The organism is Kitasatospora sp. NPDC001159 (assembly GCF_053598235.1).
Genome location: NZ_JBSFJV010000029.1, coordinates 73,238 through 88,912, shown reverse-complemented (window position 1 = coordinate 88,912; position 15,675 = coordinate 73,238). Strand labels below are relative to the sequence as shown.

The 15,675-nt window shown below is 69.8% G+C and carries 14 protein-coding genes; 4 read left to right on the top strand and 10 right to left on the bottom strand.

The window, feature by feature from the left end:
* Nucleotides 1-126: 126 nt before the first annotated feature.
* Nucleotides 127-276, top strand: coding sequence for a hypothetical protein (locus ACWC9T_RS17520; protein WP_449821927.1), 150 nt, complete (start codon nucleotides 127-129; stop codon nucleotides 274-276).
* 372 nt (nucleotides 277-648) lie between these two features.
* Here the strand turns inward: ACWC9T_RS17520 and tpg are convergent, their stop codons facing one another.
* From tpg to ACWC9T_RS17500, 4 genes are all read right to left on the bottom strand, one after another.
* Entirely contained in the window at nucleotides 649-1,203 is a 555-nt protein-coding gene (gene tpg / locus ACWC9T_RS17515; RefSeq protein WP_449821926.1) for a telomere-protecting terminal protein Tpg, read from the bottom strand.
* 6 nt (nucleotides 1,204-1,209) lie between these two features.
* Nucleotides 1,210-3,465: a telomere-associated protein Tap gene (gene tap / locus ACWC9T_RS17510; RefSeq protein ID WP_449821925.1), complete on the bottom strand. Its 2,256-nt coding sequence runs from the start codon at nucleotides 3,463-3,465 to the stop codon at nucleotides 1,210-1,212.
* Nucleotides 3,466-4,288: 823 nt separating this feature from the next.
* Nucleotides 4,289-6,691 carry an ABC transporter permease gene (locus tag ACWC9T_RS17505; protein ID WP_449821924.1) on the bottom strand — a complete coding sequence of 801 codons (2,403 nt, stop codon included), beginning with the start codon at nucleotides 6,689-6,691 and terminating at the stop codon, nucleotides 4,289-4,291.
* An 82-nt stretch (nucleotides 6,692-6,773) separates the two neighbouring features.
* On the bottom strand, nucleotides 6,774-7,502 hold the full coding sequence (locus tag ACWC9T_RS17500) for an ABC transporter ATP-binding protein (RefSeq protein WP_449821932.1): 729 nt from the start codon (nucleotides 7,500-7,502) through the stop codon (nucleotides 6,774-6,776).
* 184 nt (nucleotides 7,503-7,686) lie between these two features.
* Here ACWC9T_RS17500 and ACWC9T_RS17495 point away from each other — a divergent pair, with 184 nt between their 5' ends.
* Together ACWC9T_RS17495 and ACWC9T_RS17490 are read left to right on the top strand one after the other, a co-directional pair.
* A complete protein-coding gene (locus ACWC9T_RS17495; protein WP_449821923.1) occupies nucleotides 7,687-8,865 on the top strand; it encodes a sensor histidine kinase in 1,179 nt (392 codons plus the stop codon).
* Nucleotides 8,862-9,545, top strand: a complete 684-nt coding sequence (locus ACWC9T_RS17490; protein ID WP_449821922.1) for a response regulator — start codon at nucleotides 8,862-8,864, stop codon at nucleotides 9,543-9,545. Before ACWC9T_RS17495 ends, ACWC9T_RS17490 begins: the two co-directional genes overlap by 4 nt.
* 96 nt (nucleotides 9,546-9,641) lie before the next feature.
* Here the strand turns inward: ACWC9T_RS17490 and ACWC9T_RS17485 are convergent, their stop codons facing one another.
* Nucleotides 9,642-9,854 carry a hypothetical protein gene (locus tag ACWC9T_RS17485; RefSeq protein ID WP_449821921.1) on the bottom strand — a complete coding sequence of 71 codons (213 nt, stop codon included), beginning with the start codon at nucleotides 9,852-9,854 and terminating at the stop codon, nucleotides 9,642-9,644.
* A 45-nt stretch (nucleotides 9,855-9,899) separates the two neighbouring features.
* Here ACWC9T_RS17485 and ACWC9T_RS17480 point away from each other — a divergent pair, with 45 nt between their 5' ends.
* A complete protein-coding gene (locus tag ACWC9T_RS17480) occupies nucleotides 9,900-10,262 on the top strand; it encodes a hypothetical protein (RefSeq protein WP_449821920.1) in 363 nt (120 codons plus the stop codon).
* Between the two features lie 284 nt (nucleotides 10,263-10,546).
* Here the strand turns inward: ACWC9T_RS17480 and ACWC9T_RS17475 are convergent, their stop codons facing one another.
* The 5 genes from ACWC9T_RS17475 to ACWC9T_RS17455 all read right to left on the bottom strand — a co-directional run.
* Entirely contained in the window at nucleotides 10,547-10,861 is a 315-nt protein-coding gene (locus tag ACWC9T_RS17475; protein WP_449821919.1) for a hypothetical protein, read from the bottom strand.
* 24 nt (nucleotides 10,862-10,885) lie between these two features.
* The gene (locus tag ACWC9T_RS17470; RefSeq protein WP_449821918.1) at nucleotides 10,886-11,899 is read right to left on the bottom strand and encodes a glycoside hydrolase family 16 protein; all 1,014 of its coding nucleotides are present in this window, start codon (nucleotides 11,897-11,899) and stop codon (nucleotides 10,886-10,888) included.
* A 281-nt stretch (nucleotides 11,900-12,180) separates the two neighbouring features.
* A complete protein-coding gene (locus ACWC9T_RS17465; RefSeq protein ID WP_449821931.1) occupies nucleotides 12,181-13,986 on the bottom strand; it encodes a DUF6895 family protein in 1,806 nt (601 codons plus the stop codon).
* A gap of 88 nt (nucleotides 13,987-14,074) precedes the next feature.
* Entirely contained in the window at nucleotides 14,075-14,272 is a 198-nt protein-coding gene (locus ACWC9T_RS17460; protein ID WP_449821917.1) for a hypothetical protein, read from the bottom strand.
* 377 nt (nucleotides 14,273-14,649) lie between these two features.
* A partial coding sequence (locus ACWC9T_RS17455) for an IPT/TIG domain-containing protein (protein ID WP_449821916.1) occupies nucleotides 14,650-15,675 on the bottom strand: 1,026 nt, incomplete at its 5' end.

Below are 15,675 nucleotides of genomic sequence, written 5' to 3'. Positions count from 1 at the left end.
CCCGCCAGCGCCGCCTTCCACTCCTCGACCTGCCCCACCCCAAGATCAACCACTCGCCAAGTCAACCATGATCAAGTGCGGTTGCAGTACTAGGGGGCCGAGGCCGCCGGGGTTCCCACCGGTACCGTGGCGCGGCTGGCGGTCGTCCTCTCGCTGGCGGTCCCCATCGTCTCGTGGGTCGCCGTCACCTCCGGGCCCGGCGGGCGCCCCGGTGCGCCGTCGTTGACGGTTGTCCTCCTGCTGGCGGCCGCCGTGCTCGTCATCACCTTCACCTGAGTCGAGGCGCACGGCTCCCCGGCAGCACCAGCGGGCCCAAGCCCTTCCCCGCGCGGGCCTTCCACGCCCCCGGGGCACTCCAACCGGTCCGGGCCGGCCTTCTCCCGCAGCTCCAGCTCCGGGCCCTCCTTCCCGCCGATCGAGCAGCGGGTGGCTGGGGAGGACCCGGACCGTGCAGCCGAACGGGCCGGTGCGGTTGAGCTCCAGGGTGCCCTCGTAGCGCTGACAGCCGGTCAGGTCGGGACCGACGACCGGTTTGAGGGCGCCCAGGTCGACCTCGCGGAGCCGGTCCTGTTCGTACCAGGCCTGGCGGGTCCGGGCCTTCCCGTCCGGCAGCGTCGCTGCTGCTGCGGGCCGCGCTCCCTGTTCCTGCTAGTACTGCACGTCGATCGCCTGGATTCCGGTGAATTCGACTTCGAGTCCCTGCGCGCGTCCGCCGTCCTTGAAGTAGATTTCCTGGAATCCCTCGGCCATGATCTCGCGCATCTCCTGGTCGCTGGCGCCCCGGTCCTGGGCGGCGAAGAGACGGTCGGCGTACTCCGGGGGGAGGTGGACGGTCAGGTGCCGCAGCCGGGCCTCGTCGGTGGTGCCGGCAGGGGCGGTGTAGCCGAAGTACGCCCACACCTCCACCGTGATTCCCGTGCTGGTGGCGGCCTTCTTGCGGGCCTGGCGGCGGATGCCGGGCTGCCACACCTTCTGGAGCTCGCGGACCAGGGCCTCGCGCAGCGCGGAGCGCGGGTGCTTGCGCTCGCCCTTGAGGTAGCGCCGCACCGTGTTCGGGTCGACGCCCAAGCTGGCCGCGACCGCCTTCTTGTCTCCCTTGGCGGCCTTGACCAGCGCCCTCATCTGGGCCTGCGCGGACTTCGGCAGGCTCTGGGTGAAGTGCTCGGGCGCCGCCCGGTCGATCGCGTCGGTGATCTCCTCCACAGCCTCCTACTTCCCCTCGACGGCGCTGGAGTCGTAGCCCTTGATGTGCCGGGCCGGGTTGATCGGCTGCTCGCGCTCCAGCCAGTCCACGACGGTGAGCATCTGCTGCACTCCCTCGACCTTCGCCAGGCCCGGCGTGGCGCCGAGGCGGAACGTGCCGGGGAGCACGCCCTTGCCGGAGCCGGTGAGCGGCAGGAAGTCCAGTGGCGACGCGCCGGGGCTCGCGTAGACGACGCAGTCGTTGTTCACGCCGAGCGGGTACCGGCCGTTCGCCTTCGCCACGTTCGCCATCTTCCGGTGCATGTTGACGCGGGCCTTGGCGATGACCGCGGCCCTGATGTCCGGGCGCCAGGTCGGCCGCTCCAGCGCCGACCACGGCTCACCGGACTTGTAGGTCAGGCCCTGGGGGCGCTCGCGCAGCTTGCCGATCCCGAACTTCACCGTCGACTTCACCGCCGAGAGGACCATGGCGATCTGGTGGTGGCGCCACACGGCGGAGGCGAGCTGGTCGTCACCCATCGCCGCCAGGTGCCCGAGGCCCTCGGCGGCGAGCGCCTGGCGCAGCGCGTCCAGGTCCTCGCCCGCGCCCTTGAGGAGGCGGTGCGCGGTCATCGCGGCCAGGAAGGCGCGCTCGTCGCTGTCCTTCTCGGTGGGGATGCCGGCCTCGGCCATCGTGGTCACGTACGCCTCGCGGAGCCGGTCGTGCCACGGGTCGAGGTAGGCGCCGGTCTGCTCGCGCAGGTACGCCTCGACCGGCTGGACGTCGTGGCCGAGCTCCTGGGCGTAGGCGACGGTGGGGGTGGCGTACCAGGCCGGGCCCTCGGGGGGCTTGCCGGTCGGGGTGAACGGGCTGGGGAGGCGCGGGTCGGTCGGGACGCGGGACAGGTCGACGAACCAGGAGCCCGGCTTCTTCTTGTCGAAGGCCGGCTGGCGGACGTGGACCGGACCGGACAGGCCGACCGACAGGCGGGCGGCGGCGGCGAGGTAGGCGGTGTTGATGTCGATGCCCACCGCGAACGGCAGCACCATCTCCGCCTCGGAGAGGGTCTCGACCGGGCGGATCCACTGGTACGACTCCTCGTCCAGGAACCCACCGGTCCAGCCCTGCGCGGCCGGGTGCTCCGGCGGGACCTCCGGCGGCGCCGCCTCGACGACCTCGGTCAGCGCGCCCGGGTTCGGCCCGGACACCCACCCGCCCGTGGCTTCGTCCCGCACGGCCCGCGTCGGCGGGCGCAGCGCCGTCATCAGCTCCAGGCCGCAGGTGGCGCTGGAGCCGCGGGGGGTGATGACGCGTTGGGCGTAGACGCCGAGCACGCGGGCCAGGTCCGGCGCCGGCAGGCTCGCGGCGTCACCCCACGCGCGGAGGTCCAGGGCGCGCCAGGGCAGGACGGCGAGCTGCACGCACTGGCGTCGGCCGTCCTTGACCGGCTTGTAGATCCTGGCCCACGGGCCGAAACCGCGGCGAGTGAGCTGCCACTTCGAGCGGGCCAGCGCCTTGACGACCTTGTGGTCCTCTGGCAACCGCTGCGAGCGGCGGGTCGCCGGGTCGTCGTCCAGAGTCAACGGCAGCCCGAACTTCTCGACGGCGGCCGCGGTGAGCACGATCAGCGGATCGGAGTCCTTGCCGTTGCGGTGCAGCCGCGCGGTGCCCAGGCCGGACTCGACCAGCGCCCAGGTGACCAGTTGCGCCAGCGTGGTCGCCGGGCAATCCAGGATCAGGCCGCCAACCCCGTAGGCGATGCCGTCGCCGTCCAGCACGGCCAGCGGGCCGTTGGGGTACTGGCCGTCGAAGTACGGGGCCGGGCGCGCGGCACGGCGCAGCGGCTGCCCACTCGGGCGCGCCGCAGTGGGAAGGGCCGCCGCAACGGTGGGAGCCTGCGGGGCGGCCTCGGAGTCCTCCACCGGGTCGGCGGCGGGCTGCGGCTCGACCTCCACCGGGGCGGGCGCCGGAGCGAAGGAAGCCGGCACCTGGTCGACCGTCGAGGCGGCCGGGGCGGCGGCCGGGGCGGGGTACTTCGCCGACCACCCCTCCAGCAGCCGCGCGTACGCCTCCAGGCGCGGCGGCTTCGGCGTCGAGCGGCCGTTCTCGTAGTTCTTCACCGTCTGCGTGCTCGACTGCAACACCTTCGCCAGCTGTGCTTGGGTGACCCCGGCGGCCTCCCGCAGCCGGGCCCGCTCGGCCGGCTCCGGCAGCTGCAGCCCCGGCTCGACACCGGCCAGCAGCGCGTCCACCGCCGCGAACAACTCGTCCTGCGTGGGCATGAAGCCTCACCTCCAGGACTCAACCTAACACACCATTAGCCACTCCAGTTAGCCATTTACATTGACCCAAAACTTTAACTCTTGTTGATTTTTATTTTCAGATAGATGCCCGTGGATCCCTCCAGTGCTTGCGATGGAGCACCGTAGTTTGCGAGTGGAGCAAACTACCTTGCGAGTACGCCCCTGCGGAGTGATCAGATCACGGTGAGTTACGAACAACTTCGGTGATCCGGTACGGCAGCCCGAGGAGGGGTGTTGTCCTGGGGTCATGGGTGACCCGGTGACGCCGAAGGCGTTGATCCGATCCGATGCGTGCGGCCTGCTGGAGCTGGCCTGCGCGTACGACGACTCGCCGTTCCGCGACCGGCTGCGGCTCGGGGACGGTTGGACGCGGCGGTGGCGCGGGACGTGGCTGGTGGGCGAGGGGAAGGTGGCCTGGCCAGTACGGGACATGGCCGGGGTGCCGGTGCTGTCGTCGCGGCCGGTGCGGGGCTTCACCTGGCGGGCCCGGCAGGGGCACCGTCCGGGTCTGCAGTTCATGGTGCCCACCGGCCGTCACCACGGGTTCGAGTCGTTGGAGGAACAGCGGCTGCTGCTCGTGCTGGACTCCTGCGAGACCTGTGCGCGGACGGGCTCATCGTCAAAACCGACCCTCAACGGGCTGTCTACGACCTCGTTCAGGAGTAGATCCGGAGAAGCTGCCTATAGCGGCAGACAGACCACCCCTCGGGGCCCGAGGGCCTTGACTGGACGTGTGTCAAGGTCCCCCGGGCCCCACCCGCCGATCAAGGCGGAGAAACATTAGTGCTACGAGCGACAGGTTCTACTCGGTCCGCAGCGCGGTGGCGGTCCGGGAGCGCGCCGCCCAGCCGGCCGGCAGCAGTGCCCCGAGCAGGGCGATCGCGATCCCGCCGGCCAGCAGCGGGAGCAGTATCCCGGCGGTGTAGACGTGGGTCACGCTCGGCGGCAGGTTCCTGCCGATCGCGCTCCCCATCTGGGTCAGCGTCGCCTTCTCCACCGCCATCCCGATCGGGACCCCGATCAGCCCGGCGACCAGGCCGGTGAGGCTCACCGAGGTCAGCACCATCGCGATGGTCTGCTTGGGTGTCATCCCGAGGGCCTTGAAGATCCCCAGGTCGTGGATCCGTTCCCGGGTGTCCTGCACCACGGTGTTCAGCACGCCGAGCGCGGCGACCGCGATCATCATCAGTGTGAGGGTGGCCACCAGGGCAATCATGGTGAGCACCGTGTAGTTCTCGTACGTAATGTTCGGGCTGGCTGCGGCGTGCAGCGGGGTCAGCGCGGGGGCGGCGGAGGCGGACCAGTCCGGGCCGCTGACGTTGTCGGCCAGCTCGACGTTGAACTGGGTGATGTACGGCGTCAGACCGGCGGCGGTGAACGTGGCCGAATCGGTCATCACGACCCCGTTGCCGCTGGCATCGAAGTCGATGCCGACGATCCGCAGCGGCAGTCGCTTGTTGTCCTGCGTCACGGTGACGGTGTCGCCGACGTGCATCCCGGCCGTCGAGGCCAGGTGGTCGTTGATCACGGCTTCGCCGGGGTTCTGGTAGAAGCGGCCGTGCAGCAGCCCCAGGTTGGTCCAGGACAGGTCGCCGGTGGTGGTGTCCACATTCGTGTGGTCACCCGTCGGCGCGCCGATCACGGTCGCGCCGCTGTCGCCCCAGCCGAACGCGGCCTTCGTGCCCGGGACCGAGGCGAGCGCGGCGGCCACCCCGGTGGAGTCCAGGTGGGGATTGGCAGGGCCGCCGCCGGGGGCGTGGAAGCCGGAGGGCGTGCCGGCGGGCACCACGATCATCGACGCGGCCCTGAAACCGGTGGTATCCGCGTCCATGTACTTGGTGAACGTGGTCTCCAGCCCGATCGCGAAGGTGACGCTGACCGCACCGAACAGCACCGCGGCGCCGACCAGCGCGGCCCGGGCCGGCTTGGCGAACGGTTGGGCCAGTCCCAGCGACATCGGCCGGGGCAGCGGCAGCCTGCTTGCCAGGCGCTGCGCGCCTTGGCCGCGCTTGGCCTTGGGGGCGCGGCCGACGACCAGGGTCTGCACCGCCGGCATGCGGCCGGCCCGAAGTGCCGGGATGAGCGCGGTGACACCGACGATGATCAGGGTGCCGATCGGCACGACGAGGCTGACCCGCACCGGCAGGCCGGCGTCGGCGGCACCGAGATCCTTGCTGGCACTGCCCAGGACCGGAACGGCCAGCAGGTTGCCGAACAGCGTGCCGCCCACCACGCCGATCGTCGCCGGGATCAGGGCTTGTGCGGCGTAGGCGCGGGCCACCTGCCAGGGGGTGAAGCCGAGCGACTTCAGGATCCCGATGCGCCGGATTCCCGAGACCACCGCGCCGCTGACCACGATCGCGATGATCAGCACCGACAGGAACAGACCGAGGACGCCGAAGACGATCAGGAACGGCACGAAGGACTTCGCGCTGCCGACGGCCTGCTTCTCCACGGTCAGGTAGGACTGTCCGCTCTCGACCGAGCCGGCCGGCGCGGCGGCGGCGATCGTCTGCTTGTCCGTGATGAGGTCGGCGTCGGTCCCGGATTTGGCGAACCGGTAGAGCATCTGCTCGTCGGTCTTGGCGCCGGCGGCGGTCATCCGCGCGAAGCCGTCGCCGGTGAGGAAGCCGGTCGCGGTGTTGGTCAGCGAGTTCGCCAGGCCGACGACCTTGAACGAGGGCTTGCCCAGCAGCGAGTCGAACACCACGGAACCGTCTGCGCAGTGATGGTCCCATGAGGCCAGGACGATCTCGTTCGCGGTGGTCGGCCACCTGCCATCGACCAGGGCCAGATGGTCCAGGCCGGAGGTGCCGGCCAGGTCGGGCCGGGTGGTGGCGATGACCGGCTGGTCGGCGCGACCGGCCATCGGCATGCCCGGGGCGATGTTCGCGGTGCAGTCCGTGCCGAAGCTCGTGTTCAGGGCGGAGGTGACCGGGTACGGCCCGGACGCCTCGGTGACGCCGGCGGCGTGCGCGGTGGCGGCGGCCTGCGCGGCAGTGGTCTTCGAGCCGTCGAACTGGACCGACAGATGCGCGCCGTTGCGGGCCTTGAAGGCGTTCTCGAACGGAGTCTGCACGGCGGCCAGCAGACCGAGCGAGAGCACCGAGGAGGTGACGGCCGCGAACGTCGTCAGGGCCATGACGAGGGACTGCACACGACGCCGGCCGACGCCGGAGCGCACGACCTTGCCGAGGGCGCTCATCGGCCCGCCGCCGGCAGCAGACGGGCCACGGCCCGGAAGGAAACCTCGTACAGGCGCTGGGACGGCAGCGCTGGGAGCCGCGTCATCGGACCGCTCCCGCCGAGCTGTTGGAGGTGGCGCCGCTGACCGTGTTGACCACGTCCCGGGCCACGGCACCGTCCACCAGCTCGATCGTGCGTCGCGCGGTGTTCGCGGCCAGCTGGATGTCGTGGGTCACCAGCAGGATGGTCTGACCCTCGGCGTTCAGATCCAGCAGCAGCCGGCGCACGTCCTCGGCCGAGCGCGAGTCCAGCGCGCCGGTCGGCTCGTCGGCCAGCAGCAACGCCGGCCGGTTCATCAGGGCCCTGGCCACCGCCACCCGCTGCCGCTGACCGCCGGACAGCCGCTGCGGGTAGGCCTTGGCGTGCCGGTCGATGCCCAGCGAGGTGAGCAGCTCGGTCGCCCGCCGCTTCACCTCGCCCTTGCCCATCCCGGCCAACTGCGCCGGAACCATCACGTTGTCCAGCACCGTCAGGTCATCGAGGAGGTTGAAGAACTGGAAGATCATGCCGATGGAAGCCCGTCGGTACTTCGCTGAACCGGCCTCGCCGAGTTGGTCGACCCGGGTTCCGTTGACGGTCACGGTGCCGCTGGAAGGCTTGTCCAGACCCGCGACCAGGTTCAGCAGCGTCGACTTGCCGCTGCCGGAATGGCCGAGGATCGCCACGCACTCACCAGCCGCCACGGACAGGCTCACCCCGGCCAGCGCGGGCGGGCCGTCATCATATTTCTTCGTCGCGTCTTGGAGATCGATCATCGGCTCATTCGTCATGGCCATGAACCTAGGAACGGACCGTGATCCATCGCGCCGGCCGGCGGATGTCACCTCTCCCCCCCAGGCCGTCGGCCCGGCGGCGTACTCCGCGTACATCCCCGGGGTGACGCGCAGAGCCGGCGCCAATCCATACGATCTCCGTATGGAAGAGCTGCTCCAGCGTTTCTCGACATCGGCACCCGTGACCTGGCTGACGGCACAGGCCGTGGTGCTGGCCACCGCCTGCTTCTACGCGCTGATGCTCTTCTGGACGATGCCGGTCGGTCAGCTCCGGCACTACGGCGGCCCGTTCCGGTTCCCCGACCTCGGGCCCGACCAGATGATCGGTGTCTGCGTCGTGCTCGCCCTTCCGATCCTGCTGGTGCGCCGTCTGCCCGCGGCGGTCTTCGCGGCGGTCCTGGGCGAAGAAGCAGCCCTCGGCGACCTCTTCGGTGCGCGGCCCTGGATCGTGCTCCTCCTGCTCCCGGTCTTGGCCGGGCACCTCGCCGCCCGGCGGCCGGCGGCTGCCGCCGTCGGCTCCGTCGCGGCCGTCGCGACCGCGTTCGTCGAGCGCACCCTCGTCTCCCACGGGGAATCCGTCGGCTACGCGGCCCCGTGGGCCGGGAAGCTCGCGTTCGTGTTCGCGGTCGCGTGGGTCTTCGGCGGGGTGTACCGCAAACGCCGTGAATACCTCGAAGCCCTGCACGAGCAGACCGAGGCCCGCGCCGTCATGGCCGAGCGGCTGCGGATCGCCCGCGAACTGCACGACAGCGTCGCGCACAGCATCGGGATCATCACGGTGCTGTCGGGAGCGGCGGCGCGGGTCGTGGAGAGCAAGCCCGAGCAGACGCGGCAGGCGCTGACCGGCATCGAGACCACCAGCCGGGAGACGCTGCTCGGGCTGCAGCGCATGCTCGGAGCACTACGCCGCGCCGAGCCCGACGACGCCATGCCGCGGTCTGCTCCGCTGGCGCCGGGCGCCGGCCTGGCGGACGTCCCGCAGCTCGCCGAACGCACGGCCGACGCCGGGGTGCGGGTCCACGTGACCTGGCGGGGCGAGCAGCGTCCGCTGCCGCCGGAGATCGAGCTGTCGGCGTTCCGGATCGTCCAGGAGTCGGTGACGAACGTGGTGCGGCATTCCGGTGCGCGGACCTGCCGGGTCGCGGTCGGTTACGAGCCGACAGGAGTGACGATCGAGGTGGTCGACGACGGGGACGACGGTCTCGGCGGGCCCGGCCGTCCGAGGCTCTCGGCAGCGGCCGGCGGGAGCGGCTTCGGCCTGCTCGGCATGCGCGAGCGGGTGACGTTGCTGTCCGGCCAGTTCAGCGCGGGCCGGCGTCCGGAGGGCGGATTCCGGGTGACGGCGAGGCTCCCGGCATGAGCGTGCGGGTGCTGCTGGTCGATGACCAGCCGCTGATGCTGGCCGGGCTCGCGATCCTGATCGGCGACACCGACGACCTGGAGGTGGTCGGCCAGGCCGGCAACGGCCTCGAGGCGGTGCGCCTGGTGCGTGAGCTGCGACCGGACGTCGTGGTGATGGACATCCGGATGCCGGGCATGGACGGGATCGAGGCGACCCGGCAGGCGACCGCCGAGCCGGACCCGCCCAAGGTGCTGGTGCTGACGACCTTCGACGACGACGAGTACGTCTACGGCGCACTGCGCGCCGGGGCCAGCGGATTCCTGCTCAAGAGCATGGCCCTGGACGCGATCCTGGACGCGATCCGCGTGGTAGCGGCCGGCGACGCGTTGATCGCGCCGAGCGTGACCCGACGGCTGATCGCGGACTTCGCCGGAACGTCCGGCCCCGCGGCCCCCGAACCGGACGCCGAGCCCGCCGCGGCCCCAAGTCTCATCGCGGGGATCACCGACCGGGAGCGCGAGGTGCTGGCACTGGTCGGACAGGGACTGTCGAACGCTGAGATAGCCGAGCGGTTGGTGATCAGCGCGGCGACGGCGAAGACGCATGTCGCGCGTCTGTTCGCCAAGCTCGAAGCTCGGGACCGCGTCCACCTGGCGATCACCGCCTTCGAGGCCGGACTCGTGCCGCGTAGACGGTAGGGCAGGATGAGAAGAACGATCGAGACCACGAGTTCGCCGCGTTCCAGATGCGCCAGCACACCCACCTGGCCGCAGCGGGATTCGAGTCGAGGTTGTTCAGGAAGTCACGGACCCCACCTGCGCCTCCTCGGGCGGCGGCGCGAGGGACAGGTACTCCCCGAAGCCCTGCTCGCTGATCCGCTGCACCACGCGTTCGGCCACCACCAGCTCGTCCCGCTCGACCCGCACCTCGGCGAGCTGCTTCACCAACTGCTCCTCCAGGAGATCCAGGTCAGCACGTCGCACAGCGATCCGCTGATAGATCTTCATTGCATTCCGGGCCGCGGCGCACCTGGCCGCCCCTACAGATGCGCCATGGAACTCAACTGGGGCGACTCGATCTGGGAACTGATGCTGACGCAGCGTCCCTCCGGCACAAACTCCTCGCAGTCGAGTACTCCGGGCGGAAAGAGCCCGCTGGTGCGGGATGACGACAACACGCTCAACACGCACGCCGTGCTGTTCGACGGCACCAAGACGGTCCTGGCGATCGCCGGCACGTGCTTCGCACTGGGGGTCGTTGTCGCGCCGCACGTCAAGAGCGGGCTGATCAGCCTCAGGTCGAAGCTGCGCCGCCGGGCGGAGGAGACTGCCGACGTCGAGGCCCCCGTTCCTCTCATGGTCGTTGTAGAGGTCGAGTCGGAGCAGCCTGACGCCCCTCGGCTGCGCGCTGACTGACCGTCAGGCCAGCGGGCGACGACCTATGGTCACCGTCTGGCTGGACTCCCCAACGAGTCACTGGCAGTCACAAGCGAACACCGACAACAGCGCCCGCGCTCGCAACCTACCGTGCTCCGAACTCGCAAACCAGCCTGCTCCACCAAGCCCTGAACAGCGCCTACCTCCCAGCCACTCGCAAACTAGCGTGCTCCGTCACATGCTCCAGCAGCGCACGCCAGCGCCACCGGGCCCGGAGGAACACCGCCCACCGCGCGCCCGGCAGATCTACTCCGGCGGATCTACTAGGATGCGGCGCCGATGATCATGCTGACCGCGGGCAGGTTGTGCCATACGCCGTTCAGCAGGTACGCACCAAAAGTCGTGTAGGTGCCGGCCGTGAAGCTCTTCTTCGCGGTGGTCAGCGTGTAGCCGGCCGGGGTGATGACCACGTTGTTCACGTCGGGGAAGTCCAGGTTGTTGCCTGCGCTGTCGCGGACGGCGACCACCAGCGACTGTACGGCGAACGTGGTGTCGGAGAAGACCTTCAGTACGGCCGAGAACGACTCGCCGGCCGTGGCGTAGGCCGGGCCGAGGAGGTCTTGCGTGACCGTCGTCATGGCGTGGTTCCTTTGCGGTGTGTCTCATCGCCAGACCCGGATGTAGTCCGCCTGGAAGGTGAGCGGGCCGGGCGGCGTCGGAACAGGGTGGAACTCGCCGGCGTCGACGGACAGGTTGAGGATCAGGAAGGCCGTCCAGCTGGCCGGTACGCCGGTGCCGTCGGAGAAGACCTTGGCCCCGTCGACGTACCAGTCCACCGAACTCGCGCCGTACACCGTGCCGATGGTCACCCAGGCCAGCGGGGCCACGGCCTGGGCGTTGGTGTAGTAGTCCTGGCCGAAGCGGACGTGGTTGGTGAGTTCCAGCAGGTTCGGGTTGTCCGGGTGGTACTCGAACGAGTCCACCTCGTTGTCGCCGTTGCACCATGTCCACAGCGCGGGCCAGGCCCCGAGCCCGGCAGGCATCCGGACCCGGGCCTCTATGTAGTCGCCCGTCTTCACCTGGAAGGCCTGGTGGGTGCCTTCGGTGGTGATCAGCCCGGTGTCCCACGCCTGCCTGCCGTTCTCCAGCGTCTCCGTCCCGGGAACGGCCGTGAAGGTCACCAGGCTGTTGGCGGTCGCGGTGTTGGCGGAGTGGATCCAGTCGAGCTTGTCGTCGCCCGGGTTGTGTGTGTAGTACTGGTAGGCGCTGGTGCCGGCGCTGTTCCACCGGTCCGGGGAGAGCGGGTAGTCGAAGTGTTCGGCCCACACGAGGCTTTTCCCCGCGGTGGGGCCGGTTGGGGCGCCCTGGGCGGTGGCGACAACCATGGCCACCGAGGGCAGGTTGTGCCATACGCCGCCCAGCAGGTAGGCCCCGAAAATCGTGTACGTCCCGGCGTGGAAGGTTTTCGACTTCGTTGTCAGCGTGTAACCGGTGGGAGTGATGGTCACGTTGTTCGCGCCGACGAAGTCCAGGTTGTGACCGAACGCGTCGCGGACCGCCACGATGAGCGTCTGGGCGGTGAACCCGGTGTCGGAGTGGACCCTGAGGGTGGCCGCGACCTCGTCGCCCGCGGTCGCGTAGGCGGGTGAGAGGTAGTCCTGTGTCACCTTCGGCATGCTGAGCCTCCGTTGGTCGTCGTCGCACGGCTTGGACGCAGCGGCCGACGTGGCCTCGACAGGAACCGGCCGACCACGGCATGCCACAGACCCGGCTGCGGGGCCTTCTTGCCCCGGGCGAACAACGGCTGTCCGCTGGCCGTGTCCGGACCGCCTCGGGAGTCACCGGACGACGCTTCGAGAACGGGCCTCTTCCCGGAAGGCTCGCTCGCATGCCCGGCTCGATGGCCAAGGACCGGTGGCAGCCGAGCGGGCCCAGGCAGCACTGGTGGCCGCCCCAGCTACGTGACCGAATCTGCCGGCGCTGCCAGAAGCCGGGGAGGAAGTGGGGAGCGGTGAGGCACTCGCCCGTCGTACAAGCCGTACAGGCAGGAGAGGGCGACGACGCAACTCTGGGTCCAGATGCGTTGTGCCGTCGCCCGCTCCTGGGGGTCGTCGCGCGCCGGGTAGCCGAAGGCGCCGGTGGGGTGCTGCTGGCAGAGCAGGAAGTCGACCCCGTCGCGGGTGACACGATGATCGGCCCAGCCGAGCAGCCCCAGCCCTTGAAGGAGCGCGGCGGCTTCTTCGAGTCGATAGCTCCGGCAGGCGGCTGGCAGCGCGGCTGCGAACCGCTCCGCGACGGCATGCCAGGCGGCGGCGTCGTTGCCGAAGCGAAGCGGTTGGCCGTCGGCATACTGCGCCAAGGCCATGGCAGTGGCCGCGGGCGCATGGTTCTCGGCCAGCAGGTTCACAGGGGCCGTGGAGGCGAGGAGGGGGTCCGCCTGCTGCGCGGTGAGCCAGCCCAGGTCCCGCAGTCGCCTGACTCCGCCAGCGGCGGTCGTGGGAACGGCGGTGAGTCCGGTGAGTGCTGCTGCCGTGTCCGCCAGGAACCGGTCGAGGGAATCGCAGGAGAGTCCACAGGCCGACAGGCCTCGCGCGCACTCGGCAACCGCGTCGACGCCCTGCCTGCTCCATGCCACTGGCTGGGCGAGGGCGTCGGCATGTCGCACGAGACTGGTGAGAGCCCGGGCGGCGAGTTGCGGCTCCCCCACCGAGCGTGCGGCTCGCGCGGCTGCGCCCGCTGCCGGGACTGCGTCGTCGAAGGGCGCCTCGAGGGCCGCATCGGTCAGCCAGGCGGTGGCACACCGGATCGCAGCCTCAAGTCGTCCGTTGCCGACGGACCGGGGAGGTGAGGGGCGTGGCTGCCGGATCACTGCCGCGTCACGGGCGAGGTGCCCGGCCAGCGCTGCGACGATCGTGGTGTGATAGCCGGTGGCCCAGTCGCGGTATTCCGCATCGCCATTCTCGAGTTCCGGCGGGAGGATGCCGTCCGGCCCGGCGACCCGCCCGCTGGGTTCCTGTACACCGGCGAGAAAGGCCCAGGCCCGTTCCATCTCGGGTGAGTCCTGGACCCCCAGGCACAGGAGGCAACAGAGCACTTCGGCGACGAGGTCGGCGTTCTCCTTCCGGCGGCACAGGAGGCTGAGTGCCTCCAACAGTTCTACGGCCCGGGACGGACCGAATCCGGCAGGCCACCGGGGATTACGCCGGCCGAAATCGGTGGCGTAGAACACGGTATGCGTGACCGCGTAAATATCACTGTCGCTCAGCTTCAGCACGGATGGATCCGCACAGAGCAGGGAGAAAGGCAGTACAGCGTCGCCTGCCGGCATTCCGTGATCGATTCCGGCCAACTCCAGCGTGTGCAGCAGATCCAGCTGTCGAAAGGGGACGCGCTCGAAGCAGGCCGCATAACGCCCGGAGACCGCTTGGCCGATGAGGCGCTCGAATTCGCTGTCACGCTGCCCGCACAGCCGCTGTGACGCGTAGGTGCCTGCGTACAGAAGCAGGGCCCGCTCGTCGCGTGCGACGAGCTCACGGTACGAATCACGGGCCGCCACTGCGGTGACCTGGTCGAACAGCATCCGATAGGCGTCGTCGTCGAAGGATCCGGACTCCGCCCGGGCACGGAGTCCGACCAACAACGCGACCTCGACGAACGCCTTGCGGACGAACAGCGCACGCCCAGTCTCGACGGTGTCGGGATCGAAGCGGGTGCGGTGTGCGGCCAGCCAGGAGACCGCTCCGCGTTCCACCGTGCGCCGCATGTCAACCACAGCCGCCCTCCTGATGAGTCGATCCAACCCGGCCGTACGTTTCGCCTGACGCGGGCGCCCCGTAGGGCGCGGTCCGGAGCTAGGCCTGCGCGGCCTCCTCGGTCACGGACGGGACGACGAGCACATACTTGTCCCAGGCCAGCACATAGCCGGAGATTTCTCCGAGCGTGGTGGTCGCACTGACCAACTGCTCCAGAGTGGTGTTCATGTTTATCAGTCCGCTGCCCTGGAGGAAGGCGAGAGCGGCCCGGGCGTCGACAGCTGGGCAGTTGGTCATGACGAACCTCCATCGAGGGAACGATTTCCGCGGATTCCTGTCCCGCAGAATACCCGCTCTCAATCATGTCAACGATTCGCGCGAGTGTCATCGGCGAATATTCAGATTCACTCGAATAGACCATCATTAATACAATATTTCCGCTGTTCTGGCTGTGCGGATCCCGTGCTTTCTCGGTCTTCCTGTTCGACATCACCACCGGCGCGGCTGACGACTTCGCCGTGACGCCGGGGTACGACGCCCCCACCGGCATCGGCACCCCGACGGCGTCGGCGGACTGCGAGACCCCCGGCACGAGCCGCGGTCGGCGTGCACGGAGTCCACAACCCGGCCCGCGGGATGGACGGTTCATCCCGCGGACCGGTGTTCGGAGTGGGCTACGGCTGGTACTGGAAGGTGGCGCCGTTGCTGGTGCCGCCCGGGGAGTGGACGGTGACGGTGACCGGGCCGACGGCACCGGCCGGTGAGGTGGCCACGACCATCGTGTCGGAGACCGCGGCGAAGGACGCCGGGGCGGTGCCGAAGAGCACGGCGTCGGTGTAGGTGAGGTTGCTTCCCCTGATCAGGACGTCGTCCCCGCCGGATACCGAACCCTGGTTAGGGCTGAGGGAGTTGATGACCGGTGGTGCGACGTAGATGTAGTAGGCGTTGCCCAGCCCGACGGTGCTGGTGCCGCCTGGTGTGGTGGCCGTGACCAGGACGGTCCCCGTGCCGGCAGGCGCGGTGACCGTGATCTGACTGTCGGAGATCACGGTGATGTTGGTGGCCGCCGCGGACCCGAAGTGCACGGCGCTGGTGAGAGCCAGGCCGGACCCGAAGAGGGTGACGGTGTTCCCGCCACCACTCGGCCCCATCGTCACATTCAGGCCGGTGACGACCGGGGCCATCAGGTAGAAGTACGGCAGCGGATTGCTGGTGCCGGCCCCGGTGGTAACCGTGACGTTGACCGGCTGTGCCGCTCCTGCGGGTGCCGTGACCGTGATCTGGGAGGCGGTGTTGGCGGTGATCGCGGCGGTGTGGGTGCCGAACAACACCGAGGTCGCGCCCGACAGGTTGGTGCCGGAGATGATGACGGTGTTCCCGCCGCTGGTCGGCCCCTGGTTCGGGGTCAGGCTGGTGATCACGGGTGCGGGCATGTAGGTGTACGTCACGCCGTTGCTGGTGCCCGCCGAGGTGGTGACGGTGACGGGGACGGAACCGGTGCCCGCGGGAGCTGTCGCCGTGATCTGGGCATCGCTCAGCACCGTGAACGTCGCCGAAGCGGTCCCGAAGTGCACCGACGACGCACCCGTGAATCCCGAGCCGCTGATGATCACCGAGGTACCGACCGCACCCGAAGCCGGACTCACCGCCGTGATCACCGGCAGGACGGTATAGGCGAAGGCCACACCGTTGCTCGTACC

Bases quoted from the DNA above. Each gene is read 5' to 3' on its own strand.
- ACWC9T_RS17485 (WP_449821921.1), bottom strand. From the start codon at position 9,854: ATGAAGATCTATCAGCGGATCGCTGTGCGACGTGCTGACCTGGATCTC.
- ACWC9T_RS17500 (WP_449821932.1), bottom strand. From the start codon at position 7,502: ATGACGAATGAGCCGATGATCGATCTCCAAGACGCGACGAAGAAATAT.
- ACWC9T_RS17490 (WP_449821922.1), top strand. From the start codon at position 8,862: ATGAGCGTGCGGGTGCTGCTGGTCGATGACCAGCCGCTGATGCTGGCC.
- ACWC9T_RS17480 (WP_449821920.1), top strand. From the start codon at position 9,900: ATGGAACTCAACTGGGGCGACTCGATCTGGGAACTGATGCTGACGCAG.
- ACWC9T_RS17475 (WP_449821919.1), bottom strand. From the start codon at position 10,861: ATGACGACGGTCACGCAAGACCTCCTCGGCCCGGCCTACGCCACGGCC.
- ACWC9T_RS17465 (WP_449821931.1), bottom strand. From the start codon at position 13,986: ATGCGGCGCACGGTGGAACGCGGAGCGGTCTCCTGGCTGGCCGCACAC.
- ACWC9T_RS17505 (WP_449821924.1), bottom strand. From the start codon at position 6,691: ATGAGCGCCCTCGGCAAGGTCGTGCGCTCCGGCGTCGGCCGGCGTCGT.
- tap (WP_449821925.1), bottom strand. From the start codon at position 3,465: ATGCCCACGCAGGACGAGTTGTTCGCGGCGGTGGACGCGCTGCTGGCC.
- ACWC9T_RS17470 (WP_449821918.1), bottom strand. From the start codon at position 11,899: ATGCCGAAGGTGACACAGGACTACCTCTCACCCGCCTACGCGACCGCG.
- ACWC9T_RS17460 (WP_449821917.1), bottom strand. From the start codon at position 14,272: ATGACCAACTGCCCAGCTGTCGACGCCCGGGCCGCTCTCGCCTTCCTC.